Raw genomic sequence first — 24,718 nt, 5'->3', positions numbered from 1 at the left:
GCCACCCGCGCGGACGGGGTGCGAACCAGGCGTCTGGAGCAGGGCGATTGCATGAAGGCGCTGCAGGCGCTCATCGCCTGCCACGTGGGAGCGGACCATTCCGTTGGAGCGATCGCCCTCGCGCCCGACGCTCCCGCATCGCAGCGGGCTGGGCTATGCTTGCCCCACCCCGATCGGCCGCCCGGAGCCCCGCATGGACACGCCCGCCACGATCCACGCCTTCTGGTTCGGCCCCGCGGCCGATGCGGACGCAGAGGCCGCCATCATCGAGCGCCAGTCGGCGCTATGGTGGAGGAAACAGCCCGCGGTCGACGCGGAGATCCGCGCACGCTTCGCCCCGCTGGTGGGCCGCGCCGCGGGCGGGGAGCTCGACACCTGGCTGGGCGGGCTGCGCGGGCGCCTGGCGCTGGTGCTGCTGACCGACCAGTTCCCGCGCAACATCTGGCGCGGCGAAGCCGCGGCCTTCGCCTTCGACGTGCTCGCGCTGCGCTGGGCGAAGGAGGCGCTCGCGCGCGGCCTCGACGCCGGGCTGCGCCCGATCGAGCGCGTCTTCCTGTACCTGCCGCTGGAGCACTCCGAAAACCTCGCCGACCAGCGCGAGGCGGTGCGTCGGTTCGATACGCTCGCCATCGCGGTCGAGCCCGCGCTGCGCACGGCCTTCGCCGGCTACCTCGACTACGCCCGCCGCCACCTCGAGATCATCGAGCGCTTCGGCCGCTTCCCGCACCGCAACGCCGCGCTCGGGCGCGAGACAAGCCCGGAGGAGGCCGAATTCCTGCGCCAGCCCGGCTCGCGCTTCTAGAATAGGCCACCCGTTCCATCTCGCCACCCCAGGACGCCATGAAAGCCCACATCCTGCAGCACGTTCCCTTCGAAGGCCCCGGTCACATCGGCGACTGGCTCGCCGCGCGCGGTGCGGACATCGGCTCGACCCGCTTCTGGGAATCGCCGGTGCTGCCCGACCCGGCCGCGATCGATCTGCTGGTGGTGATGGGCGGGCCGATGAGCGTCAATGACGAGGCGGAATTGCCCTGGCTGGTCGCCGAGAAGCGCTTCATCGCGGAAGTGGTCGCGCTCGGCCGGCCGGTGCTCGGCATCTGCCTCGGCGCGCAGCTGATCGCCAGCGCGCACGGCGCCCGCGTCTATCGCAACGCGGACAAGGAGATCGGCTGGTTCGAGGTCGCCGCCAGCGGAGCGGAACCCGACGCTGCAGACACCGCATCGCGCTTCCCCTTCCCCGCGCGCACCACCGTGCTGCACTGGCACGGCGAGACCTTCGATCTGCCCGCGGGCGCGCGCCTGCTCGCGTCGAGCCCGGCGTGCCGCCACCAGGCCTTCCAGCTCGGCGGGCGTACGATCGGCCTGCAGTTCCACCTCGAGATGACCGCATCCAGCCTGCGCGCGATCGTCGACAACTGCCGCGGCGAGCTGGTGCCGGGACGCTGGATCCAGGACGAGGCGACGATCCTCGGCCACGCCGACGGGCACTTCGCCGCGACCCACGCGCTGATGGACGGCCTGCTCGACTGGCTCGTACGCGCCTGAGGCAGCTTCAGCCGCCCTCGCGCGGCCGGCCGTGGTACTTCTTCGCGGCCTCGATCCAGGAGGCGGCCTGCGCCGCGTTGATCGGGGCGAGGCTCTTGTGTGCGCGGCGGGCGACCTCGGCGTTGTATTTCTCGACGACCTCCACCGCCGCCGCGCCGGCGAGCGTCTCCAGCGAGCGGATGCCGACCGTCCACAGCACGTCGGCCGCGCGCGGCTCGATCGTGCGCACCGAGAGCAGCTCCGCATGACCCATCCACTCGGCCAGGCGCTGCCGATCCACCCCCACCAGCGCGGCCAGTTCGGCGCTCGACTTGAGCCGCGACCCGGCCACCAGCAGGTCGGCGATGGTGAAGATCTGCTGGCGGTTGAGCGCGCCGCGCCAGGTCTCGCCGACCCCGACGATGTCTTCCACGCCCGCCCACGGGCTGAACTCCGGGCTGGCGCTCAGGCCCGCGTCCTCGCGCGGCAGGGGCACGAGGTCGAGCCGGATGCGCGACAGCTTGGACGGATCGATGTCGTCCTCGGGGCGCACGAAGCGGTACTCGAGGGTGCCCAGCGGCGACACGTCCACCGTCACCTGGGCGTCGATCGCCACCTCGCGCACCGCGAAGCGGCTCACCGGGTTGGTGGTCTGCGCCAGCTTGTGCTGCAGGGTGTCCAGGGTGTGGGCGACCGCGCTGGCGAAGTCGTCCGGGCTGCGCTTGCGCGCCGCCTCGACCTCGGCGAGCTGGCGGCGCAGCGCGGCGTTCTCGCTCTCGAGGCGGACGAGCTCCTTGCGCAGCGCCGCGATCACCGCCTCGGTGTTGTCGGCGCCGCTGCCGTCCTCCGCCACCGGGGTGAAGACGCCCAGCCTGCCCTCCAGATTCACCAGGCTGGACGTGCCGACGGGCTTCAGGTTCATCGTGTCCACGAGCCGGGGGTCGAGCAGCGAGCCGGCAGCGGTGCGGAGGTCCTTGGGATCGATGGGCATGGCGGGGCGACGAGTTCGTGAGGGGAAGTGCGGGCGATTCAGGCGGGTGGCGGCGAGACGTCGGGCATGCCCTGGCGCGGCGCCAGCCGCAGCCGCACCATCAGGCTGCTCGCGGCCTGGTAGCCGTAGAGGCTGACCTGGCGCGCGTCCACAGGGCGCGACATGAGGCGCGGCGGGACGCTCCCGCTGGCGCGCTCGACCGATGCGGAGAGCGCCACCTCGAGCGTCACCTCGGTGAAGGTGTACCACAGCGGCGGCACCCGGGGGGCGTCCTCGTCGCCGCGCTCGATCGCGTCGAGGCGATCGGTGGCGTGGCGGTCGAGCGCCTCCTGCGCCGCGGCGACCGAGACTACGGTGCGCGCGAGCAGTTCGCCCAGCTCGACGGCCTGCTGGCCGGCCAGTTCGCCGGCACTGACGTTCGCCTTGTCCATGCGTTCTCCCGCCGGCGCGGAGGCGGGCCTTCCCGCCCCCACGCCGGACCGTTCAGAAGGTGACGGTGACCGAGTTGCTCACCAGGCCGATGCGCGCGGTGATCACGAAGCTGGCCGGCGCCGTGTCGGCGTCCTCGTCGAGGAAGTCACGCCTCAGCTCGATCTGGAGCTGCCCCGCGGCATCGGTGACGCCGCTGCCGAGATGCCGCCAGGGCACGCCGGAGCTCTCGACCGACAGCGCCTTGCCGGCGATCGGCGCGCCATTGCGGCGACTGTACTGCAGCAGCACGCTCATGGTGCGTCCGACCAGATCGCCGCCATCCATGACGTCGGCAATCTCGCCCTGGATGAGCGCGAGGCGCGGCCCGCGGATCACCTGGTTGGGCTTGGGGATGCCGACGTCGTCGCGCGGCTCGAGCAGCGCACTGGCGCGGATGCGGCCGAGCGAGACGTCGGTGGACACGTCGGTCGTGGTGGTGCTCGACCCGGATCCGCTCCCGCTGGTGACCATGCCGGGGCCGAAGAACATCGACACGCCGCTGCCGAAGAGCCCGAAATTCGAGCCCGAGTACGCGCTCGTGGTCTCCGAGGACGCGGCGAACTCGCGTGCGTAGAACTCGCCCTGCAGGCGCACGCTGGTCCATTGGTAGAACACCGGATCGATGAAGCTGATCAGCGGCAGCGGGCGCACGTGGTTGGTGACATGGTCGAGCGTGCCGTCGTCGCGGAACACCTGCTCGCGCACCGCGATCACGTTGACCAGCGTGGCGGCCAGCGCCGAGGCCGTCGCCGCGCTCGAGGTGTCGAGCTGCAGCTGGGTCGCGGCCACGGCCGCGCCGGTGCGTTCGACCAGCGTGCCGAAGGCGATGCCGGCACCGCGCAGTTCGTCGGAGACGTTGGCGTCCTCGGCCAGCGCTCGGGCAAGGGGAGGAAGTAGATCAGGCATGATGGTTTCTCCTGTGGCGGGCGGCGCTCAGAGCGACACCGTCGTGCTGCGTTCGATCTGGCCCAGCGTGGCGGTCACCGTGCCGCGCACGCGGCGCTGGAAGAGCGGGCTGGGGATGTTGCGCGACAGCGTGATCCGGCACTGCCCGGCCGCGTTCGTGGTGTTGCCGGTGAAGCCGTCGGTGGTCGCGAAGGACAGGTCGAAGGGGCCGGGATCGACGTCGATCGTCACGGTCGGATTCACCGCGCCGTTGGCCTTGCGCACCGTGATCACGATGTCGGTGGAGCGCGCGGTGACGACGCCCGAGTTCAGCGTCTCCTGCACGCTGCCCAGCGCCATGAAGATCTGCGGTCCGATGGAGACCTCGGCCGGCGGGTCGAATCCGTCGACGTTGCGCGGCTGCAGCAGGGCGTCCATCAGCACGCGCCCCTCCGCCCAGTTCGATTCGAAGTCCGACTCCTCGGAACGGAAGGTCGATTTCTCCTTGAACGACGACACGCCGATGCCCAGGAAGCCGAAGAAGAGGCCGACATTGGTCGCCCGCGCGCTCTTGGTCTTGCTGTTGACGCTGATGCCGCGCTCGTTGTCGACCGCACCGACGGTCATGTCCATGCGCAGCGCGACGTGGCTCCACTGATGCGCGGTGGGACGGACGAAGTTGATCAGCGACACGTTCTGGGTCACGAGCTGGGTCGCGCTGGGGACCGGGAGGCCGTCGTCGTTCAACTCCTGCACGACGTCGGTGACCACCGTGATGTTCGACTGCGACAGGGTGGTCGCGGTGTCGACCAGGCCACGATCGAGGGCGGTCTGCGAATCGGCGACCCCGCGGCCGATCGAGGCCAGGATATCGCCGAAGCTGGGCGCGAGCTCGGCGAGTTCGCCGGAGACGTCGGCCCCGAGGGCGAGCGCGCCGCCAACCGCACCGGGCATCAGCGCACCCGCCGAGAGGATGCTGCCCTCGGGCAGCGCGGTAGCCGGCGACGTCGCGCCGGCCTGGGTCCGGGTCGGCTTGCCCTTGCCCGGTTTTTCGGTGTTGTCAGCCATGATGCACTCCTTGTGAGTGGTTCATCGGAACAAGCGCTCGCCGCGGACCTCGCGGGCGACGTTGCGGTCGAGCGCTTCGAGCAAGGGAGAGAGCGCGGCGGCCAGGGCCTGCCATGCGACGGTGGAGACGGTCTCGGGCGCGCCGGAGAGCAGGGCGTGGAGCGGATGCGCCAGCGCGAGCCGCGCCGCGGCGGGTGGCGGCGCACCGAGGAAGGCAGCCAGGCTGCGGATCTGCGCGCGCAAGGCCGCGGGCAGGAAGGCCAGCGCATCCTCGTCCGGGACACCGGCGCATAGTGCGGCGAGCCCGCCGGGCAGCGTGCGCTCGAGTTCGATCGCGCGTCTGGCCCCCACGCCGCGCACCGCCGTCCACGGCAGGTCGACCCGCCAACGCGGCGCGGGCAGCGGATCCGCGGGCACCGTCGGCGTCCCCGGCGCCGCGGGGGTGGCCCGCACGACGACGCCGGGACTTGTCGCCAGCGCCCACGGCTGCGGCCCGAGCGGCACATTCACGCCGCGCACCTCCAGCATCCACTCGCCCTCGCCGAGCGCCACGTCGATGCATTCGACGGTGTTGCGCCGGTCCGGACTGCCGACCGCGCCGGCCGGGTGGTTGCCCCAGGCAAGCACGCTGCCGCCGGCATCGCACAGCACCAGGTCGAGGTCGTTGATCAGGGCCTCGCCCGGCGCGTCGTACCAGCACAGCACCGCGCGCAGCCGTCCCGGCCCCGTGCAGTCGATGCGGCGGCGCTCGCCGGTCGCCACACCGACGCGGTCCTCGATCAGCACCGGCCCGTCGGGACCGGGCAGGCTGCCGGCCAGCCACAGGCGACCGAAGCCCGCGCGCTGGCGGTCCTCCTCGCCCTGTCCGTCGCGCCGATGCACCGCCCGTGCGCCGTGGATCAGCAGCGCCTTGAGCGCGGCGCCGCCCGGCGCCTCGCCGAGCACCGGCCGCCAGCGCTGGCGCAGCACCGCCGCCGCACCCGCGACCACCCCGGTCGACATCGAGGTGCCGCCGAGGTACTGGTACCAGGGCAGCGGATTGGCCAGGCCCCAGCCCCGTGCCGAACTCGCCGTGCTGCGCGCGGCGGCGAGGTTGGTGCCGGGCGCACACAGGTCGGGCTTGATGCGGCCATCCAGCGTGGGACCGCAGCTCGACAGCAGCGCGAGCCGCTCGGCGTCGCCCGAGACGGACGCGCCGCGCTGTGCCGGATCGGGAAAGCGCGTGCCAGCGGGATCGAGCGCCGCCCACCCGCCGCGCAGGCCGATGCCGGCATCCGGTCCCTCGGTGGCACCGACGGCAAGAACGCTTTTCGCGCTTGCCGGCGCGTACAGCGTGCCGGCATCGACGGCCCCGTCGCGGTTGCGGTCGCGGCCGGCGTTGCCGGCGGCGACGATCACCAGCATCTCGGCATGGGCGTGAAGGAAATGGTCGCACTCCCAACTGTCGTCGGTATAGGCGCCCGCAGCCTCCACGCCCCAGGCGTCGACGTGGATCGCCGCACCGGCGGCGCGCGCCTGTTCGAGCAGCTCGCGCAGGTCGAGCGGCCGCCCGGCGAGGTAGAAGCCGGGCTGCAGCCGGCTGCGCCATTCCGGCAGCGGGTCGACGTACTGCTCGATCGCCTGCATGAGGATGCGCGCACCCGGCGCCACGCCCACCAGCCTGCCGGCGCTCAAGCCGCCGTCGCCCGCAGCCAGCCCCGCCACATGGGTGCCATGGCCGCTGCCACGATCGGCGCCACCGTCGTCCGCGCCCGGAGCGCGCACGAAGGCCGACCATCCGGGCGCGAGCGGCCAGCTATGGATCGCCTGCACCCGCCCGGCGAAATCGGGATGCGGCGCATCGGTCGCACCGGTTCCCAGGCCGGTATCGGCGAACGCGATCAATTCGCCCTCGCCGCCCTGCGCGCCAGTCGCGCCGCCCGCGCTCTCCGGCAGGGCGGTCGCACCGATCGCGAGCCGCAAGGACAGCGAGGCCGTGCGCGGCAGGGTGCCCGGATCGGCAATCTTCACCCCGACCGCGTCGCGCAGCCGGCCGACCGCACCCGCATCGCCGCTCACCCGCAGCTTGTAGGGGCTGCTCGCGACCACCTGCAGGCCGGCGGCGGTGAGCTCGCCTTCGAGGCGGACGCGGTCTTCCACGCTGAAGGCCACCGCATCGACGGTGTCCGGCAAGGCCGCCACCCCGCCCGCGCCCGCGCGCGCGCAGTCCTCCGCCGCGTAGGGAGCGATCGCGCGCAAGGCAGGAAGCGCGGCACGCAGGGCGACAAGATCGCCACCGACGTCCGCACACAGGCCGCTGGGCGGACAGTCGAAGCGTGGCGTCCAGCCCAGCGTGGCGAGCGTCTCGCGCCAGGCTGGCAATACCGGGCCGGCGAAGCGCAGGATGCAGCGCGGCCCCGCTCCCGGTTCGAAGCATCCGGACGGAAGAATGCGGGGCACGCCATGGACCCGGATCGGATCGAGATCCGTCCAGCTCGCCCAGGCCGTGACCGGCACACGTTCGACCTCGACGAGCGCCAGCTCGCCATAGCGAGCCAACACCGCGCCTGCTGTCGCCGCGGCCGGCACGAGGGCGAAACACGCGGGCGCGACGCCAGGATGCGCGCGCGGGGCGGGAACCATGCTCGACTCCAGGGAAGAAGGCTGCGCGGACAACCGGGGGGACGAGCACCGGCGCACAACCGACCGGCACCGCAGTCACCACCGATGCTTTCACCATAGCCCCAATGCGGGTCGAATTCAAAAGGCGGAGACGCTTTGTCCCACGCCGATCGACTGCGCCAGCTTCCTTGCACGGCGCGGTTAGAATGAATGCCACACTCGCCCACCGTGGCCGCAGAGCGCGCGCCCTTGCCCGGAGTCGGCACCATGTCCCTTGCTGTCCGCCCGTCTGCCTCGTCCTTCACCCGCAGCCTGCTCGCCGTGCTCGCATCGGTGCTGCTCGCCGGCTGCGCCAGCCTGATCCAGCGCGAGCCGGTACGCATCAACGTCGTGGGGCTCGAACCCCTGCCGGGCGCGGGCATGGAGATGCGCTTCGCAGTGAAGCTGCGCGTGCAGAACCCCAACGAGGCGGCGATCGATTTCGACGGCCTCGCCCTCGAACTCGACCTCGACGGCAAGCCCTTCGCCACCGGCGTCAGCGACCGCAAGGGCAGCGTGCCGCGCTTCGGCGAGGCGCTCGTCGAGATCCCGGTGTCGGTCTCGGCGATCGCGGTGGTGCGCCAGGCGCTCGGCGTCATCGAAGGCGAACCGAAGACCGAGGTGCCCTACACCCTGCGCGGGCGGCTCGCCGGCGGGCTGCTCGGCGGCACCCGCTTCAGCGATGCGGGCATGCTGAAATTGCCCGAGCCGCTCCGTAACCCGCGCTGAACGCAGCGCCCGAACCAGTCCCAGGCCCTGCCCCAGGCCGCGCACCGCGGCCCCCAACTGTCCGCCGCCCACAAGGAGACCGCACGATGACCCTGCCCACCGTCCACGACGCCCGCCTCCAACTCGACAAGCGCGTCGCCACCCTCACGCTGGCGCGCGACGACGTGCGCAACGCGCTCACCGGCACCGCGCTGATCGACGACATCGTCGGCGTGGCCGAATGGGTGAACCGCTGCGAGGAGGTCTCCGTCCTCGTCATCACCGGCGAAGGCGCGGCCTTCTCCGCGGGCGGCAACGTCAAGGACATGGCGGCGCGCGGCGGCGACTTCGCCGGCGACGTGGCCGAGGTCGCCACCCGCTACCGCCAGGGCATCCAGCGCATCCCGCTGGCGCTGCAGGCGGTCGAGGTGCCGGTCATCGCCGCGGTCAACGGCCCGGCGATCGGCGCCGGCTTCGACCTCGCCAACATGGCCGACATCCGCATCGCATCGACCAAGGCGAAGTTCGGCGAGACCTTCCTCAACCTCGGCATCATCCCCGGCGACGGCGGCGCCTGGTTCATGCAGCGCCTGATCGGCTACCAGCAGGCCTTCGAGCTCACGCTCTCGGGCCGCATCGTCGGCGCCGCCGAGGCGAAGACGCTCGGCATCGTGCTCGAGGTGGTCGAGCCCGAGCAGTTGCTGCCCCGCGCGCACGAGCTGGCCGCACGCTTCGCCGCCCAGCCTCCCAAGGCCCTGCGCCTCACCAAGCGCCTGATGAAGATGGCGCAGCGCATGGAACTGAAGGACTTCCTCGACCTTTCCGCCGCCTTCCAGGGCATGTGCCACAACGAACCCGAGCACCTCGAGGCGGTCCAGCGCCTGCTCGCGCGCACCTGAACCACGAGCACCCGCAAACGATGAACGGCCACGCCCCCCACTTCGACGTCGAGGACTTCGCCGATCCGGCCGCGGCGCTGGCCCGGGCGCACGAGATCTACGACCTCGCGGTCGAGCACCTGCGCCGCGGCCTGCAGCACTACGTCGACGGCGCCGACATCGGCCGCCACGTGCGCGCCTGCTATCCGCTGCTGCGCGTGCGCACCGACACCGTGGCGCGCGCCGATTCGCGGCTGTCCTACGGCTTCGTCGCCGGGCCGGGCGTGTTCGAGACCACGCTGACCCGGCCCGACCTGTTCGCCGACTACTACCTGGAGCAATTCCGCCTGCTGGTGCAGAACCACGGCGTGGCCTTGCAGGTGGGCAGCAGCACGCAGCCCATCCCGGTGCATTTCGCCCTGCCCGAGCACGACTACCTGGAAGGCCACCTCGGCCCCGAGCGCCGCCGCCTGCTGCGCGATCACTTCGACCTGCCCGACTTGGGCGCCATGGACGACGGCATCGCCAACGGCACCTTCGAGCCCGGCCCCGGCGAACCGCATCCGCTCGCGCTGTTCACCGCGCCGCGGGTGGATTACTCGCTGCACCGGCTGCGCCACTACACCGGCACGCGGCCGGCCTTCTTCCAGAACTTCGTGCTGTTCACCAACTACCAGTTCTACATCGACGAGTTCATCCGCCTCGGCCACGAGCTCATGGCCGACACCGCCTCCGGCCACGGCTACGAGGCCTTCGTCGAGCCGGGCAACGTGGTCACCCGCCGCAGCGACCTCGCGCCGCAGGCCGAGGACGCCGATGGCACCCCGCCGCCGCGCCTGCCGCAGATGCCGGCCTACCACCTGGTGCGCGGCGACCACGCCGGCATCACGATGGTGAATATCGGCGTCGGCCCGGCCAACGCCAAGACCATCACCGACCACATCGCGGTGCTGCGCCCGCACGCCTGGATCATGCTCGGCCACTGCGCCGGGCTGCGCAACAGCCAGCATCTGGGCGACTACGTGCTCGCCCACGGCTACGTGCGCGAGGACCACGTGCTCGACGAGGAGCTCCCGCCCTGGGTGCCGATCCCGCCGCTCGCCGAGGTGCAGGTCGCGCTCGAGGCCGCCGTGGCCGAGGTCACGCAGCTGTCCGGCTACGAGCTCAAGCGCCTGATGCGCACCGGCACCGTCGCCAGCACCGACAACCGCAACTGGGAGCTGCTGCCCTCGCACGGCATGTCGAGCAGCCCGGAGCGCCGCTTCAGCCAGAGCCGCGCGGTGGCGCTCGACATGGAATCCGCCACCATCGCCGCCAACGGCTTCCGCTTCCGCGTGCCCTACGGCACCCTGCTGTGCGTCAGCGACAAGCCGCTGCACGGCGAGATCAAGCTGCCCGGCATGGCCGACAAGTTCTACCGCGAGCGGGTGGACCAGCACCTGCGCATCGGCATCCGCGCGCTCGAGCAGTTGCGCGAACAAGGCGTCGACCGCCTGCACAGCCGCAAGCTGCGCAGCTTCGCCGAGGTGGCGTTCCAGTAGCGGCTGCGGCATCCTCGCGCCCTTCGCCCGCAACATCCGCCATGTCCGCCGCGCCGCCCTCCGCCCACCCGATCCGCGTGCTCTCCGTCATCCCGCCGATGACGCAGCTCAACACGCCCTACCCGTCCACCGCCTACCTCACCGGCTTCCTGCGCTCGCGCGGGGTGGATGCGGTGCAGGAAGACCTGGCGCTGAAGCTGGTGCTGCGCCTGCTCTCGCCCGCCGGGCTGGACGACATCCGCGCCCGCGCCGAGGCGCTGCCGAAGAAGCGGCGCACGCCGCTGGTACAGGGCTTTCTCGACCACTTCGCGCGCTACCGCTACACCGTCGACCCCACCATCGCCTTCCTGCAGGGTCGCGACCCGACCATCGCGCACCGCATCGCCAGCCGGACCTTCCTGCCCGAGGGGCCGCGCTTCGATGCGGTGGACGCCTACGTCGACCCGGACGACCCCGAGGGCGGCGACCCGCTCGCCTGGGCCTTCGGCGCCCTCGGCCTCGCCGACCGCGCGCGCCACCTGGCGACGCTGTACCTCAACGAGCTCGCCGACATCCTGCGCGACGCGGTGGATGCGCGCTTCGAGTTCGTGCGCTACGCCGAGACGCTGGCGATGAGCCAGCCCACCTTCGAGCCGCTCGCCGCCGCGCTTGCCGCCGCACCGACGCTGGTCGACGCGTATTTGAAAGACCTGACCCTCGAAGCCCTCTCCCGCCACTCGCCGCAGGTGGTGCTGGTCTCCACCCCCTTCCCGGGCTCGGTGTACGGCGCCTTCCGCATCGCGCAGGCGATCAAGGCCGCGCATCCGGAGATCGTCACCGTGCTCGGCGGCGGCTTCGTCAATACCGAGCTGCGCGAGCTCGCCGAGCCACGGGTGTTCGACCATTTCGACTACGTCACGCTCGACGACGGCGAGCGCCCGCTGCTCGCGCTGCTCGAGCACCTGCAGGGCCGGCGCGGCAGATCCCGGCTGGTGCGGACCTTCGTGCGCGATGCGGATACGGGCCAGGTGCGCTACATCAACCTCGCCGAGCCCGACGTGCCCTTCGCCGAGGTCGGCACCCCGACCTGGGACGGCCTGCCGCTGGACGGCTACCTGTCGGTGCTCGACATGCTCAACCCGATGCACCGCCTGTGGTCGGACGGGCGCTGGAACAAGCTCACCGTGGCCCACGGCTGCTACTGGAAGAAGTGCAGCTTCTGCGACGTCAGCCTCGACTACATCGGCCGCTACGACGGCGCCGCCGCCGGCCTGCTGGTCGACCGCATCGAGGCGATCATCGCCGAGACCGGCCAGACCGGCTTCCACTTCGTCGACGAGGCCGCGCCGCCCAAGGCCTTGCGTGCGCTCGCCGAGGAGCTGCTGCGGCGCGGCTTGGCGATCTCGTGGTGGGGCAACATCCGCTTCGAGAAATCCTTCAGCCCCGAGCTCTGCCAGCTGCTCGCCGACAGCGGCTGCATCGCGGTCTCGGGCGGGCTGGAGGTGGCCTCCGACCGCCTGCTGCAGCTGATGAAGAAGGGCGTTTCGGTCGAGCAGGTCGCGCGCGTCACCCACGCCTTCACCGCGGCCGGGGTGCTGGTGCACGCCTACCTGATGTACGGCTTCCCCACCCAGACGGTGCACGACACCGTCGACGCGCTCGAATACGTGCGCCAGCTCTTCGAAGCCGGCTGCATCCAGTCGGGCTTCTTCCATCGTTTCGCATGCACCGTGCATTCTCCGGTGGGCAGGAACCCGGAGGAGTTCGGCGTCACCCTGGTGGCGCTGCCCGAGATCACGTTCGCGAAGAACGACGTCGGCTTCATCGACCCCACCGGGGTGGACCACGACCGCCTCGGCAAGGCGCTCAACAAGGCGCTATACAACTACATGCACGGCATCGGCCTGGACACCGACGTGCGCGCCTGGTTCGAGGACAAGGTGCCGCGCCCGCGCGTGGCCAGGCACTTCATCGCCCGCGCACTGGGCGCCTGAGCATTGCACGGGCGACACGGCCGCGGGCGTCGAATCAGGTTCGCCCCATTGGCACCAACAATATGCGCGCGGCTACAATCCCCCGACCGCGCACGCGGACCTTGCTGATCGGATCGCACTGGAAACATGGACAAGCAGCCCACGGAAGGCCCGGAACTGGAGGTGTCGTTCGACGAACTCACGCGCGTCCTGAGCGTGAGCATCGCCCATGACCCGCATTTTCCGCGCATCGACGCCTTGTGGCTGCGCCGACGGCTCGAAGCCGCGGGCTACGCCGACCTGCAGATCCGCCCCGACCCGATCCGCCGCCTGATCGCCCAGTACAACGCCGGCGAGGCGGTGGCGCCGGTCGAGATCGCGCAGTGCGTGGATGCGTCGATGCAGATCGGAGTCTCGCTGGACGGACTGGTCGCACGCCTGAGCATCGTGCCGGCCAAGGGTGGCAAGCCGGCGAGCAAGACCGAACTGCTCGCCCTGATCGAATCGCGCGGCATCGTCGAGGGCCTGCTGCTGGAGGAGATGAACCGCGCCATCGCCGACGGTCAGGCCGACGACCTCGCCATCGCGCGCGGCCGGGAACCGGAACCGGGCAAGGACGGCTGGCTCGAGTACCTGCTGCCGGAGACGCGCGAGCGCGTACCCAGCGTGCGCCCCTGCGGCCGCACCGACTACCGCGACCTCGGCGAGATCCTCGTCGTCCACGCCGGCGATGCGCTGATGCGCCGCCATCCCCCGCAGCCCGGAGTCGACGGCGTCAATGTGTACGGCCGGCCGATCGTGGCGCGGCGCGGTCGCGAGCAGCGCTTCGCCCCCGGCCTGCGCGGCACCGCGATCTCGCCCGAGGACCCCGAGCTGCTCGTGGCTGCCTGCGACGGCCAGCCGGTGCGGGTGCGCAACGGCGCGATGGTGGAGCCGATCTTCACCGTGGATGCGGTCAACCTCGCCACCGGCAACATCGACTTCGACGGCAGCGTGCGCATCCGCAACGATGTGCAGGCCGGGATGACGGTGCGCGCCAGCGGCGACATCGAGGTCGGCGGCGTGGTCGAGCCGGCCACGCTGGAGGCCGGCGGCAGCATCGTGGTCAAGGGCGGCGTGCTCGGCGGGCTGGGCGGCAAGACCGCCGGCAAGGATTACAGCGCGCACGCGATCCGCTGCGAGGACAGCTTCTGCGCCACCTACGCGCAGCAGGCGCGCATCAGCGCGGGCGACTCGATCTTCATCGACGACGTCGCCATGCAGTGCCAGCTCGAGGCACGCAACCACATCCGCGTAGGCAAGCGCCTGCGCGGCCAGATCGTCGGCGGCCATTGCCGCGCCAGCCTGTCCATCCACGCGCGCACGATCGGCGCGAACAGCCGCATCCGCACCGAGCTCGAGATCGGCATGGACAACGGGCTGGAACACGCCATCCAGGAGAAGGCCGAGGCGCGCGACGCACTCGAGAACCGCTTGCTCGAGATCGGCAAGATGCTCACCTTCGCCGACCGCCATCCCGATCGCGTGACACCCGAGATGCTGGGACGTGCCGAGCAGACGGCGAGCGCGCTGTCGGGCGAGATCGAGAGCTTGCGCAGCGAGGAGGAGGATCTGCAGCACCGCCTCGCGCTCACCCGCGAGGCACGGGTGAATGCGGAGCGCGAGATGTTCGAGGGCTGCATCGTGCGCATGGGCGAGCAGCTGTTCAAGCTGTCGCAGGACCGCGGGCCGACCACGGTGCGACTGGCCACCCAGGGGCTGGGCGTGTTCCCGCTCGAGGACGACAGCCGCTTCGACGAGCCGCAGCGCCCGGCGGCGGCCAGCCAGGGCTCGTCCCGGCGCTGAGCGTCGCCACCGCGCCCGGCGGCGACGCCCGCGGCACGGCGGCTTACTTCAGCGCGGCGAGCGCGGCGGCGTAGTCGGGCTCTTCCTTGATCTCGGGCACGAGCTGCGAATACACCACCTTGTCGTTGCCATCGACGACCACGACCGCGCGCGCGGTGACGCCGGCGAGCGGGCCGGAGGTGATCGCGACGCCGTAGTCCTGCGCGAACTTCGGGTTGCGGAAGGTCGACAGCGTATGCACGTTCTTCAGGCCTTCGGTCTCGCAGAAGCGCTTGGCGGCGAAGGGCAGGTCGGCGGACACGACCAGCACCACGGTATCCGCGAGGCCGGCGGCCTCGGCGTTGAACTTGCGGGTCGAGGTGGCGCACACCGGGGTGTCCAGGCTGGGGACGATGTTCAGCACCTTGCGCTTGCCGGCGAAGGCCTCGAGGCCCACGTCGGCGAGATCGGCGCCGGTGAGCCTGAAGACGGGCGCCGCCTCGCCGGCCTGCGGGAAACGGCCCGCCACGTCGATCGGGTTGCCGCCAAGGGTGACTTTGCTCATGTCGATCTCCTTCAGGTGAGGGTTGCGCCGGCACGTGCCTGCGTCGCCGGCTGGTGGGACCGCTAGCCTACACCAAGCCGATGCATGCAGGCGTTCTGGTCCGCGCGCGGAGGCTCCGCACCGAAGTGCGCCGTGGAAGCGGGCCGGGAAGGGCTCGGGCGAGGCGGGGGTCCCGACACCACGCAGACGGAGCCGGCCTGATCTATGGTGAAGATCAGGCGGCAACCCGATGGAGCATCGTGATGGAACCGGTGGATCTCTTCTACAGCTACGCGCACGAGGACGAAAAGCTGCGCGACGAGCTCGACGGCCACCTCGCGCTGCTGCGGCGCAAGGGCGTGATCCGTCCCTGGCACGATCGCGGCATCGTCCCCGGGCAGGAGTGGGACAAGGCGATCGACGAGCAGCTCGCCATGGCAGACCTGATCCTGCTGCTGGTGAGCATGGACTTCCTCAACTCCGACTATATCTGGGGCAAGGAGCTCGCCACCGCGATCGAACGCGCCCGGCGCGGCGACGCCAGCGTGATCCCGGTGCTGCTGCGCGCGGTCGATCTCGAGGACGCGCCCTTCGCCCACCTGCAGGGCTTGCCCACCGACCTGCGCCCGGTGACCTCGTGGCCCAACCGCGACGAGGCCTGGACCGACGTCGCCAAGGGCATCCGGCGCGCGGTCGAGGCCATCCGCCAGCGCTGGGCGAGCGCACCGCCCCCGGCAGCCCCGCCGGCAGCCCCGCCGGAGGCGCCGTCCGTACCGCGCGCGAGCGGTTTCGGTACGGCGGTCGCAAGCGTGCCGCTTCCGGAAGAGCCTGTCCGCACGCTCGAAATGGCGCGTCCGGCGCCCAGGATGGCCGCGACCCGGGACGCCCGCACCGACGCCCTGCTCGAGCGCACCATCGCCGCGTTCGCAAACGAGCTCGCCCTCGCGGCGCGCATCAAGGGCGTGCAGGGCATCGGCAGCGGCGAGGCGGAGGGCCTGGCCGAGGCGCTGATCGACATGCCCGCGCAGAAGCGCGTGCTCTGGGTGGACGACCGCCCGGAAAACAACCGCCATGAGCTGGCCGCGCTGGCGAAACTGCAGGTCGAGGTGGTGAACGTGCGCAGCACCGGGGAAGCGATCGCCTGCCTCGACGCGGACGAGGAAGGTTTCGACCTGATACTGTCGGATTGGGACCGAGCCGAACCGGCCGCCACCGCATCGAGCGCCGGACTCGAGCTGCTACGCATGCTCGCCGCACGCCCGCGGCGACCGCCGGTCATCTTCTATCACGCCGAGTTCGATCCCTCGCGTCGCGCGGCGCGGCGCGAATGCCTGCTGCGCGCCGGTGCCTTCGGCGAGGCGGTGCGGCCGGGCGAGCTGCTCGCCCTGATCCGCAGCGCCTTCGCGTCGGACTGAGCGTCGGGCAGGCCTCAGCGCATGGTCTGCAGGCGCGCGATGCGCTCCTGGGTGGAGGGGTGCGTCGAGAACAGCCCGCGCAGGCCGCCGCCGGAGAGCGGGTTCATGATCATCATCTGCGCGGTCTCCGGGTGGCGCTCGGCTGTGTGCATCGGGATGCCGCGCGCGTAGGCGTCGATCTTGGCGAGCGCGGCGGCGAGCGCGGCGGGATCGCCGGAGATCTCCGCGCCACCGCGGTCGGCGCCGAACTCGCGGGTGCGGCTGATCGCCATCTGGATCAGCATGCCGGCGAGCGGGGCGAGGATCATCATCGCGATCGAGACGATGGGGTTGGGACGCTCCTCGCCCTCGCGGCCGCCGAAGAACATGCCGAAGTTGGCCAGCATCGAGATCGCGCCCGCGATGGTGGCCGAGATGGTCGAGATCAGGATGTCGCGGTTCTTCACGTGTGCCAGTTCGTGCGCCATCACCCCGCGCAGCTCGCGCTCGGAGAGCATGCGGATGATGCCGGTAGTCGCCGCCACCGCGGCGTTGTCGGGGTTGCGGCCGGTGGCGAAGGCATTGGGCTGGGCCTCGTCGATGATGTACACCTTCGGCATCGGCAGCTCGGCACGGCGGGCGAGCTCCGCCACCATGTTGTACAGGTAGGGCGAGGAGGCGGCATCGACCTCGCGCGCCTTGTACATCTTCAGCACCATCTTGTCCGAGAACCAGTAGGCCCAGACGTTCATCGCGCCACCCATCACGAGCGCGATCAGCATGCCCTGCTGGCCGCCGATGGCCGCGCCCATCGCCCCGAACAGGGCGACGATGCCGGCCATCAGGATGGAGGTCTTGATCCAGTTTCCGAACATTGCGGGATCCTTCCTGCGAGAGATTGATTCGTCAGTGTAGCTTGGGGCGTCCGCGACCGCCTTCAAGGCCGCCACGGACGCGCCGCGCGCTCACGTCGCAGACGCGAAGCGTTCGCCCACAGAGACCGGGAAACCGCGCAGGAATTCCCCCGCGGGCAGGCGCTTGCTGCCCGGGCGCTGTAACACCGTGCAACGCAGCGCGTCGCGCCCGCAGGCCACGACGATGCCGTCCGCATCGACCGCGAGCACCCGGCCCGGCTCGCCCTCGCCGGCCACGACCCGTGCCTTCCAGCACTTGACCGCGGTGTCGCGCAGGCTGGACACGGCCCCCGGGAAGGGGTCGAAGGCACGCATGGCGCGCTCGATCTCCGCCGCCGGCCGGCTCCAGTCGATGTCGGCCTCGGCGCGGCCGATCTTGGCTGCGTAGGTGACGCCCTCCGCCGGCTGCGGCGTCGCGACCAGCGCGCCGGCGGCGAGCGCGGCGAGCGCCTCGACGATGCATGCGCCGCCGAGCGCGGCGAGGCGGTCGTGCAGGCTGGCGGTGGTGTCGTCCGCGGCGATCGGCAGCGCGCGCCGCAGCAGCATCGGGCCGGTGTCCAGGCCCTCGTCCATCTGCATGATGGTGATGCCGGTCTCGGCGTCGCCGGCCTCGATCGCACGATGGATGGGCGCCGCACCACGCCAGCGCGGCAGCAGCGAGGCGTGGATGTTGATGCAGCCCAGGCGCGGCAGCGCCAGCACCGCGGGCGGCAGGATGAGGCCGTAGGCGGCGACCACCAGCACGTCGGGCGCGCAGGCGACGAGGCGGGCACGCTGCTCTTCGGTGCGCAGCTTCTCGGGCTGGTCGACCTCGATGCCGTGGGCGAGCGCGAGCTGCTTGACCGCGCTCGGGCTGAGCTTCATGCCGCGACCGGCGGGGCGGTCGGGCTGGGTCAACACGAGCGGGACCGCGTAAGCGGCCTTCAGGATGGCGTCGAGCGCCTGCGCGGCGAATTCGGGGGTACCGGCGAAGGCGACGCGCAGGCCGCCGGCCCCGGATGCGGTGGCGGCCATCACGCGGTGATGCGGGCCTTCTTGGCCAGCTTGGACTTGATGCGGCCGAGCTTGAGCTGCGACAGGTATTCGACGAAGACCTTGCCGTCGAGGTGGTCGATCTCGTGCTGCACGCATACCGCGAGCAGGCCGTCGGCCTCGAACTCGAAGGATTCACCCTTTTCGTTCAAGGCGCGAACTTTCACACGCTCGGCGCGCGACACCTTCTCGTAGATTCCGGGTACGGACAGGCAACCTTCCTCGCACACCTGTTCGCCCGAACGCTCCAGGATCTCGGGGTTGATCAGCGCCATCAGGCCGGACTTGTCCTCGGACACGTCGATGACGACGATGCGCTTGTGCACATCGACCTGGGTGGCGGCCAGCCCGATGCCGGGCGCTTCGTACATGGTCTCGGCCATGTCTGCGATCAGCCTGCGGATTTCGTCGTCGACCCGGCCGACCGGCGCGGCGACCGTGTGGAGGCGGGGATCGGGGTAGCGGAGAATGGGTAGGAGAGCCATGAATACCTTGCTGGGTTAAGCCTTTGAGTGCAGAATTTCAAGCGTTTTCACACGCTTCGGCATGTATTTAGCCGGAATATCCGCGACCGGTATGCAGCACGCGCGCACTGCGCGGTTCGTTGCTTCGACCCCGGCGCATAGCCAGCGTTCCGGGTCGAACCCGGCACGCGAGGTCCCGATCGGATGCGTCCAATGATGCGAATTATATTCCCTCTGCTCGTCGCCTTCGCGAGCCTGCTGGGCCCTGCCGCGCACGCGCAGTCGAACGTGCGCCTCGCCCCCGACGCCCCCGACAGCTACACCGTGGTGCGCGGCGACACCTTGTGGGGCATCTCCGGGCGCTTCCTGCAGGAGCCTTGGCGCTGGCCCGAGGTCTGGCGCCTGAACCGCGACGAAATCCGCAACCCGCATCTCATCTATCCTGGCCAGGTCGTCCTGCTCGACCGCAGCGGGCCATGGCTCAGCGTGGGCCGGCGCGTCGGCGATGGCGGCACCCGCGACGGCCGCCTGCAGCCGAAGGTCCATAGCGAGCCGATCGCCGAGGCCCTGCCGAGCATTCCGCTGCAGATCATCGAGCCCTTCCTGAACCGTCCGCTGGTGGTCGACCAGCCCCGCCTCGACGGCTCGGCCACCATCGTCGCCACCGAGACCAGCCGCGTGCTGACCGGCACCGGCGACACCGTCTTCGCCAAAAATATCGGCGACGACGCGGACATCTGGCACATCTATCGCCCCGCGCGCGCGCTCGAAGACCCGCAGACGCGCGAGGCGATCGCCTGGGAAGCCGCCTATCTCGGCACCGCCCGCGTCACCGAGCGCGGCGAACCGACGACGCTGGAGATCGTCTCCGCGGTCGAGGAGATCGGCACCGGCGACCTGATGATGCCGAGCGAGCCGCCGAGCGTGTTTTCCTACGCCCCGCATGCACCGGACTTCGAGGTCGAGGGCAGGATCCTCTCCATCTATCGTGGGGTCAGCGAGACCGGCCGCCTCAACGTGGTCGCGCTCAACGTCGGCGAGCAGGACGGCCTCGAACGCGGCCACGTGCTCGCGCTCCATCGCAACCGCGGTGTCGCCGAGTACCGCGGCGAGGACGGCAAGGAAAGCTTCCGCCTGCCGGAAAAGCGCTACGGCGTGGCCTTCGTGTTCCGCGTCTTCGAGCGCGTCTCGTACGCGCTGGTGATGGAGTCCGACGGTCCGGTCACCATCGGCGACACCCTCCGCAAGCCCTGATCCGGCACCGGCAAGCCGCAGCCGCCCGATCGTGACCGCGCCTGCCGACGACCTCGCCGACTGGCTGCGCCTCGCCTGCATCCCGGGCGTCGGCACGCAGGGCCAGCGCGCCCTGCTCGCCGCCTTCGGCCTGCCCGGCCACATCTTCGCCGCCGGACGCGGCGCGCTCGCCGCGGTGGTGGGCGGTCAGGCGGCGGACGCCGTGCTCGCCGTGCCGGCACACGAAGACATCGAGCGCACGCTCGCATGGGCGAGCGAGGCCGGCAACCGCGTCCTGACCCTGGCCGACGCCGACTACCCGCGCCAACTCTTCGACATCGCCGATCCCCCGGTGCTGCTCTACGTCAAGGGCGAACCCGCGCTGCTATCGCGCCCGGGCATCGCGCTGGTCGGCGCACGCTCGGCGACCGCGGCCGGCGAAGCCAACGCCGAGGCCTTCGCGCGCACGCTCGCCCAGCAAGGCCTCGTCGTCGTCAGCGGACTGGCGCTCGGCATCGACGCCGCGGCACACCGCGGCGCGCTCGCCGCCGGCAGCACAGGGGCCGGAACGGTGGCGGTGATCGGCACCGGCATCGACCGCATCTACCCGGCGCGCAACGCCGCGCTCGCGCGCGAGATCGCCGCTGCCGGCGCGGTGGTCAGCGAGTTTCCCCTCGGCACGCCGCCTCTGCAGCACAACTTCCCGCGCCGCAACCGCCTGATCGCCGGACTGGCCGAGGGCGTACTGGTGGTCGAGGCGGCGCTCGGCAGCGGCTCGCTGATCACTGCGCGCCTCGCCACCGAGACCGGCCGCGAGGTGTTCGCGATCCCCGGCTCGATCCACTCGCCGCTGTCGCGCGGCTGCCATCGCCTGATCCGCGACGGCGCGAAGCTGGTCGAGACGGCGGAGGACGTCGTCGAGGAACTGCGCGGCCGCCTCGGCTGGCCAGCGCCGGTCGCCGCATCGGTAAAGGACCGCCGGAGTCGCGGCGCGGTACCCGCCGTCCCGGCCGCACCCCCTCGCCAGGCCGCGATCGCGCTCGATGGCGAGCGCACACGCGTGCTCGAGGCGATCGGCCACGATCCGGTGGACCTCGACACGATCGCCGCACGCTGCGGCTTGACGGTCGATGCCCTCTACGCCATCCTGCTGCCACTCGAACTGGAAGGGCGCCTTGCCAAGCTGCCCGGCGGACGCTTCCAGCGCATCACCTGAAAGAGCGGCCGCGAGCCGCCGTCCCCATGCCCCAGCGGGGGCCCGGCCCTTCCGTCTCACCTGCCGATCCACGAGAGGCCGCCTTGTTCGACATCCTCGTATACCTCTTCGAGAGCTACATCCACGCCGACGCCTGCCCGGAAGGGGAGCTGCTCAACCGCAAGCTGTCCGCGGCGGGCTTCGAGCAGGACGACATCTCCGAAGCGCTGGAGTGGCTCGCCGGCCTGCGCCGCGTCGCCCGCGACATCCACCCCGGCACCGCACCGCAGGCCGGGTCGGTGCGCATCTATACCGAGGAAGAGCAGGCCCTGCTCGACGGTCGCTGCCGCGGCTTCCTGAGCCTGCTCGAGAGCGCTGGCGTGCTCGGCACCGCCCACCGCGAGCTGATCATCGAACGCGCGATGGCGCTGGCCGACTTCACCATCACGCTCAACCGGCTCAAGGTCATCGTGCTGATGGTGCTGTGGCAGCAGGAAGAGCCGATCGACACCCTGATGGTGGACGAGTTGCTGACCGAGGAAGACGACTGGGCCTACGAACCCACGGTGCACTGACCGGTCCACCCGCTCGGCTTGCCTGTTCCGGCGGGCCGTCCTTATCATCCGCCGCTTCCGAACCCACGCGCCCTCGCGGCGCGACCCTCGTTGACCGTCGAGCATGAGCAAGCAACTGATCATCGCGGAAAAGCCTTCCGTCGCGCAGGACATCGCCCGTGCGCTGGGCGGCTTCACCAAGGAGAAGGACTACTTCGAGTCCGACGAATATGTATTGTCGTCGGCCGTCGGCCACCTGCTCGAGCTCACCCTGCCTGAGGAATTCGAGGTCAAGCGCGGCAAATGGACCTTCGCCCATCTGCCGGTGATCCCGCCCCACTTCGCGGTCAAGCCGATCGAGAAGACCGAGGACCGCCTCAAGCTGCTCACCCGACTCATCAAGCGCAAGGACGTCACCGGCCTCATCAACGCCTGCGACGCGGGCCGCGAAGGCGAGCTGATCTTCAACTTCATCGCCCAGCACGCCGGCACGAAGAAGCCGATGCAGCGCCTGTGGCTGCAGTCGATGACGGCGCAGGCGATCCGCGACGGCTTCGCCCACCTGCGCGCCGCGCAGGACGTCGAAGGCCTGCGCAACGCCGCGATCTGCCGCGCCGAATCCGACTGGCTGATCGGCATCAACGGCACGCGCGCGATGACCGCGTTCAACTCCAAGACCGGCGGCTTCCACCTCACCACCGTGGGCCGCGTGCAGACGCCGACGCTGGCGATGGTGGTCGAGCGCGAGGACCGCATCCGCAAGTTCAAATCGCGCGACTATTGGGAACTCGAGGCGCGCTTCGGCTGTGCCGCCGGCGAATACCCCGGTCGCTGGTTCGACGAGAAGTTCAAGCGCCCGGAAGGCGACGAGCACGCCACCGCCTTCCGCCTGTGGGACAAGGCCCAGGCCGAGGCCATCCGCGCCAAGTGCGCGGGCAAGCCGGGCGTGGTCAGCGAGGAGGCCAAGCCCTCCACCCAGCTGTCGCCGCTGCTCTTCGACCTCACCAGCCTGCAGCGCGAGGCCAACGGCCGCTTCGGCTTCTCCGCCCGCGTGACCCTGCAACTGGCGCAGGCGCTGTACGAAAAGCACAAGGTGCTGACCTACCCGCGTACCGACGCGCGCGCGCTGCCCGAGGACTATCTCGCCACCGTGGGCGAGGTCATGCGCACGCTGCCCGACCAGTACGCGCCCTTCGCCAACGAGATCACCAGGCAGGGCTGGGTACGGCCGAACAAGCGCATCTTCAACAACGCCAAGATCTCCGACCACTTCGCCATCATCCCCACCGGGGCGCTGCCGAAGAGCCTGTCGGACGCCGAGCACAAGATCTACGACCTGGTCACCAAGCGCTTCCTGGCGGTGTTCTACCCCGCGGCCGAGTACCAGATCACCACCCGCGTCACCCGCGTCGAGGGCGAGGCCTTCAAGACCGAGGGCAAGGTGCTGGTCAATCCGGGCTGGCTGACGGTGTACGGCAAGGAAGCTGCCACCGACGAGAAGGAATCCAAGGAAGGCGGCGCCCCGCAACTGGTCGCGGTGAAGCAGGGCGAGACGGTGTCCACCGAGGACATCGTGGTCAAGTCGCTGCAGACCAAGCCGCCGGCGCGCTTCAACGAAGCCACGCTGCTGTCGGCCATGGAAGGCGCGGGCAAGATGGTGGACGACGAAGAGCTGCGCGCGGCGATGGCCGAGCGCGGCCTCGGCACCCCGGCCACGCGCGCGCAGATCATCGAAGGCCTGATCAGCGAGCAGTACATCCACCGCGAGGGCCGCGAACTCATCCCGAGCGCCAAGGCCTTCTCGCTGATCACGCTGCTCAAGGGCCTGGGCGTCACCGCGCTGACCTCGCCCGAGCTCACCGGCGGCTGGGAATACAAGCTCGCGCAGATGGAGCACGGCAAGCTCAGCCGTGAAGCCTTCATGAACGAGATCGCCGAGATGACGCGCGAGGTCGTCGAGCGCGCCAAGCGCTATGAATCCGACACCGTGCCGGGCGAGTTCGTCACCCTGCAGACGCCGTGCCCCAAGTGCGGCGGCGTGGTGAAGGAGAACTACAAGAAGTTCGCCTGCCAGGCCTGCGACTGGAGCACCTGGAAGATCGTCGCTGGCCGCCAGTTCGAGTACGACGAGATCGAGACCCTGCTGCGCGCGGGCAAGGTCGGCCCGCTGCTCGGCTTTCGCAACAAGATGGGGCGGCTGTTCAACGCCGACATCGTGTTGAACGAGGACAAGCAGCCGACCTTCGACTTCGGCCAGCCCAAGGAAGGCGAGGAAGCCGAGGCGGTGGATTTCTCCGACCAGCAGCCGGTCGGCGCCTGCCCGAAATGCGCCAGCCGCGTCTTCGAGCACGGCATGGCCTATGTGTGCGAGAAGTCGGTCGGACCGGGCAAGAGCTGCGACTTCCGCTCCGGCAAGGTCATCCTGCAGCAGCCGATCGAGCGCGAGCAGATGGCCAGGCTGCTGACCGAGGGCAAGACCGAGTTGCTCAAGGGCTTCGTATCGGCGCGCACCCGGCGCAAGTTCTCCGCCTTCCTGGTGCGCGGCAAGGACGGCAAGGTCGGCTTCGAGTTCGAGGCCAAGGCACCCAAGGCCGGCGCCAAGCCCGCCGCCGGCAAAGGCGACGAAGCCGCAGGCGAGGACGCCGAACCCGCCGCGCCGCGCAAGCGCGCTGCGCGCAAGGCAAGCTGAAGCCCCGCACCGGCCGCCTGGCGCCGCATCGCGACTCGCGTCGCTCCCACAGGCCCTCCTGACACCGCGCCGGTTTTCCGCAGGAGCGACGCGAGTCACGATCGCAGCGCAGCGGATTTGCGCACGCGCGGTATCGCGACTAGCGTCTCTCCCACAGGCCCGCCTGACACCGTGCCGGTTTTCCGTAGGAGCGACGCAAGTCGCGATCGCAGCGCAT

At 70.7% G+C, this 24,718-nt stretch carries 21 protein-coding genes; 12 read left to right on the top strand and 9 right to left on the bottom strand.

What is annotated here, in order from left to right:
- The first annotated feature begins 193 nt into the window (after nucleotides 1–193).
- Together PO78_RS01625 and PO78_RS01620 are read left to right on the top strand one after the other, a co-directional pair.
- Nucleotides 194–802, top strand: a complete 609-nt coding sequence (locus tag PO78_RS01625) for a DUF924 family protein (protein WP_004302857.1) — start codon at nucleotides 194–196, stop codon at nucleotides 800–802.
- A gap of 38 nt (nucleotides 803–840) precedes the next feature.
- Nucleotides 841–1,545, top strand: a complete 705-nt coding sequence (locus tag PO78_RS01620) for a type 1 glutamine amidotransferase (protein ID WP_004302859.1) — start codon at nucleotides 841–843, stop codon at nucleotides 1,543–1,545.
- A gap of 7 nt (nucleotides 1,546–1,552) precedes the next feature.
- Here PO78_RS01620 and PO78_RS01615 read toward each other — a convergent pair whose 3' ends face one another.
- The 5 genes from PO78_RS01615 to PO78_RS01595 are packed head-to-tail and all read right to left on the bottom strand — an operon-like array spanning nucleotide 1,553 to nucleotide 7,561.
- Entirely contained in the window at nucleotides 1,553–2,515 is a 963-nt protein-coding gene (locus tag PO78_RS01615) for a DUF4332 domain-containing protein (RefSeq protein WP_004302862.1), read from the bottom strand.
- A 38-nt stretch (nucleotides 2,516–2,553) separates the two neighbouring features.
- Nucleotides 2,554–2,946 carry a hypothetical protein gene (locus PO78_RS01610; RefSeq protein ID WP_004302864.1) on the bottom strand — a complete coding sequence of 131 codons (393 nt, stop codon included), beginning with the start codon at nucleotides 2,944–2,946 and terminating at the stop codon, nucleotides 2,554–2,556.
- 52 nt (nucleotides 2,947–2,998) lie between these two features.
- The gene (locus tag PO78_RS01605; protein ID WP_012584232.1) at nucleotides 2,999–3,892 is read right to left on the bottom strand and encodes a hypothetical protein; all 894 of its coding nucleotides are present in this window, start codon (nucleotides 3,890–3,892) and stop codon (nucleotides 2,999–3,001) included.
- A gap of 27 nt (nucleotides 3,893–3,919) precedes the next feature.
- Nucleotides 3,920–4,939 (bottom strand): hypothetical protein, encoded by a 1,020-nt coding sequence (locus PO78_RS01600; RefSeq protein WP_043741683.1) that lies wholly within the window; start codon nucleotides 4,937–4,939, stop codon nucleotides 3,920–3,922.
- A 21-nt stretch (nucleotides 4,940–4,960) separates the two neighbouring features.
- Nucleotides 4,961–7,561, bottom strand: coding sequence for a S8 family serine peptidase (locus PO78_RS01595; RefSeq protein WP_043741679.1), 2,601 nt, complete (start codon nucleotides 7,559–7,561; stop codon nucleotides 4,961–4,963).
- 246 nt (nucleotides 7,562–7,807) lie between these two features.
- On the opposite strand from PO78_RS01595, the gene PO78_RS01590 reads away from it, so the two are divergent.
- From PO78_RS01590 to PO78_RS01570, 5 genes are all read left to right on the top strand, one after another.
- The gene (locus PO78_RS01590) at nucleotides 7,808–8,308 is read left to right on the top strand and encodes an LEA type 2 family protein (protein ID WP_004302870.1); all 501 of its coding nucleotides are present in this window, start codon (nucleotides 7,808–7,810) and stop codon (nucleotides 8,306–8,308) included.
- A gap of 86 nt (nucleotides 8,309–8,394) precedes the next feature.
- Complete coding sequence (locus PO78_RS01585; RefSeq protein WP_004302873.1) at nucleotides 8,395–9,186, top strand: enoyl-CoA hydratase-related protein; 792 nt, start codon at nucleotides 8,395–8,397, stop codon at nucleotides 9,184–9,186.
- A gap of 20 nt (nucleotides 9,187–9,206) precedes the next feature.
- Nucleotides 9,207–10,706, top strand: a complete 1,500-nt coding sequence (locus PO78_RS01580) for an AMP nucleosidase (protein ID WP_043741677.1) — start codon at nucleotides 9,207–9,209, stop codon at nucleotides 10,704–10,706.
- Between the two features lie 41 nt (nucleotides 10,707–10,747).
- Nucleotides 10,748–12,679: a B12-binding domain-containing radical SAM protein gene (locus tag PO78_RS01575; RefSeq protein ID WP_012584236.1), complete on the top strand. Its 1,932-nt coding sequence runs from the start codon at nucleotides 10,748–10,750 to the stop codon at nucleotides 12,677–12,679.
- 126 nt (nucleotides 12,680–12,805) lie between these two features.
- Complete coding sequence (locus PO78_RS01570; RefSeq protein ID WP_043741674.1) at nucleotides 12,806–14,503, top strand: DUF342 domain-containing protein; 1,698 nt, start codon at nucleotides 12,806–12,808, stop codon at nucleotides 14,501–14,503.
- A 43-nt stretch (nucleotides 14,504–14,546) separates the two neighbouring features.
- Here the strand turns inward: PO78_RS01570 and tpx are convergent, their stop codons facing one another.
- Nucleotides 14,547–15,047 (bottom strand): thiol peroxidase, encoded by a 501-nt coding sequence (tpx, locus tag PO78_RS01565; protein ID WP_012584237.1) that lies wholly within the window; start codon nucleotides 15,045–15,047, stop codon nucleotides 14,547–14,549.
- A gap of 242 nt (nucleotides 15,048–15,289) precedes the next feature.
- On the opposite strand from tpx, the gene PO78_RS01560 reads away from it, so the two are divergent.
- Nucleotides 15,290–16,441 (top strand): TIR domain-containing protein, encoded by a 1,152-nt coding sequence (locus PO78_RS01560; RefSeq protein ID WP_004302882.1) that lies wholly within the window; start codon nucleotides 15,290–15,292, stop codon nucleotides 16,439–16,441.
- A gap of 14 nt (nucleotides 16,442–16,455) precedes the next feature.
- On the opposite strand, the gene htpX is transcribed toward PO78_RS01560, so the two are convergent.
- The 3 genes from htpX to def form a co-directional block, all read right to left on the bottom strand.
- A complete protein-coding gene (gene htpX, locus PO78_RS01555) occupies nucleotides 16,456–17,295 on the bottom strand; it encodes a zinc metalloprotease HtpX (protein WP_004302884.1) in 840 nt (279 codons plus the stop codon).
- A 90-nt stretch (nucleotides 17,296–17,385) separates the two neighbouring features.
- Nucleotides 17,386–18,348: a methionyl-tRNA formyltransferase gene (gene fmt / locus PO78_RS01550; RefSeq protein ID WP_012584238.1), complete on the bottom strand. Its 963-nt coding sequence runs from the start codon at nucleotides 18,346–18,348 to the stop codon at nucleotides 17,386–17,388.
- Entirely contained in the window at nucleotides 18,348–18,851 is a 504-nt protein-coding gene (gene def, locus PO78_RS01545) for a peptide deformylase (protein ID WP_004302887.1), read from the bottom strand. Before def ends, fmt begins: the two co-directional genes overlap by 1 nt.
- A 192-nt stretch (nucleotides 18,852–19,043) precedes the next feature.
- Between def and PO78_RS01540 the strand changes: the two genes are divergently transcribed.
- The 4 genes from PO78_RS01540 (at nucleotide 19,044) to PO78_RS01525 (ending at nucleotide 24,501) form a co-directional block, all read left to right on the top strand.
- On the top strand, nucleotides 19,044–20,084 hold the full coding sequence (locus tag PO78_RS01540) for a LysM peptidoglycan-binding domain-containing protein (protein WP_041589585.1): 1,041 nt from the start codon (nucleotides 19,044–19,046) through the stop codon (nucleotides 20,082–20,084).
- Nucleotides 20,085–20,115: 31 nt separating this feature from the next.
- Nucleotides 20,116–21,279 carry a DNA-processing protein DprA gene (dprA, locus tag PO78_RS01535; protein WP_043741670.1) on the top strand — a complete coding sequence of 388 codons (1,164 nt, stop codon included), beginning with the start codon at nucleotides 20,116–20,118 and terminating at the stop codon, nucleotides 21,277–21,279.
- An 83-nt stretch (nucleotides 21,280–21,362) separates the two neighbouring features.
- A complete protein-coding gene (locus PO78_RS01530) occupies nucleotides 21,363–21,833 on the top strand; it encodes a DUF494 domain-containing protein (RefSeq protein WP_004302893.1) in 471 nt (156 codons plus the stop codon).
- A 103-nt stretch (nucleotides 21,834–21,936) separates the two neighbouring features.
- Nucleotides 21,937–24,501: a DNA topoisomerase III gene (locus PO78_RS01525; RefSeq protein ID WP_043741665.1), complete on the top strand. Its 2,565-nt coding sequence runs from the start codon at nucleotides 21,937–21,939 to the stop codon at nucleotides 24,499–24,501.
- Nucleotides 24,502–24,718: the final 217 nt, after the last annotated feature.

The organism is Thauera sp. SWB20, from assembly GCF_000831325.1.
Classification (GTDB): domain Bacteria; phylum Pseudomonadota; class Gammaproteobacteria; order Burkholderiales; family Rhodocyclaceae; genus Thauera; species Thauera aminoaromatica.
Note: the sequence above shows the minus strand (reverse complement) of the source record. Positions and strands in the feature narration are given on the sequence as shown.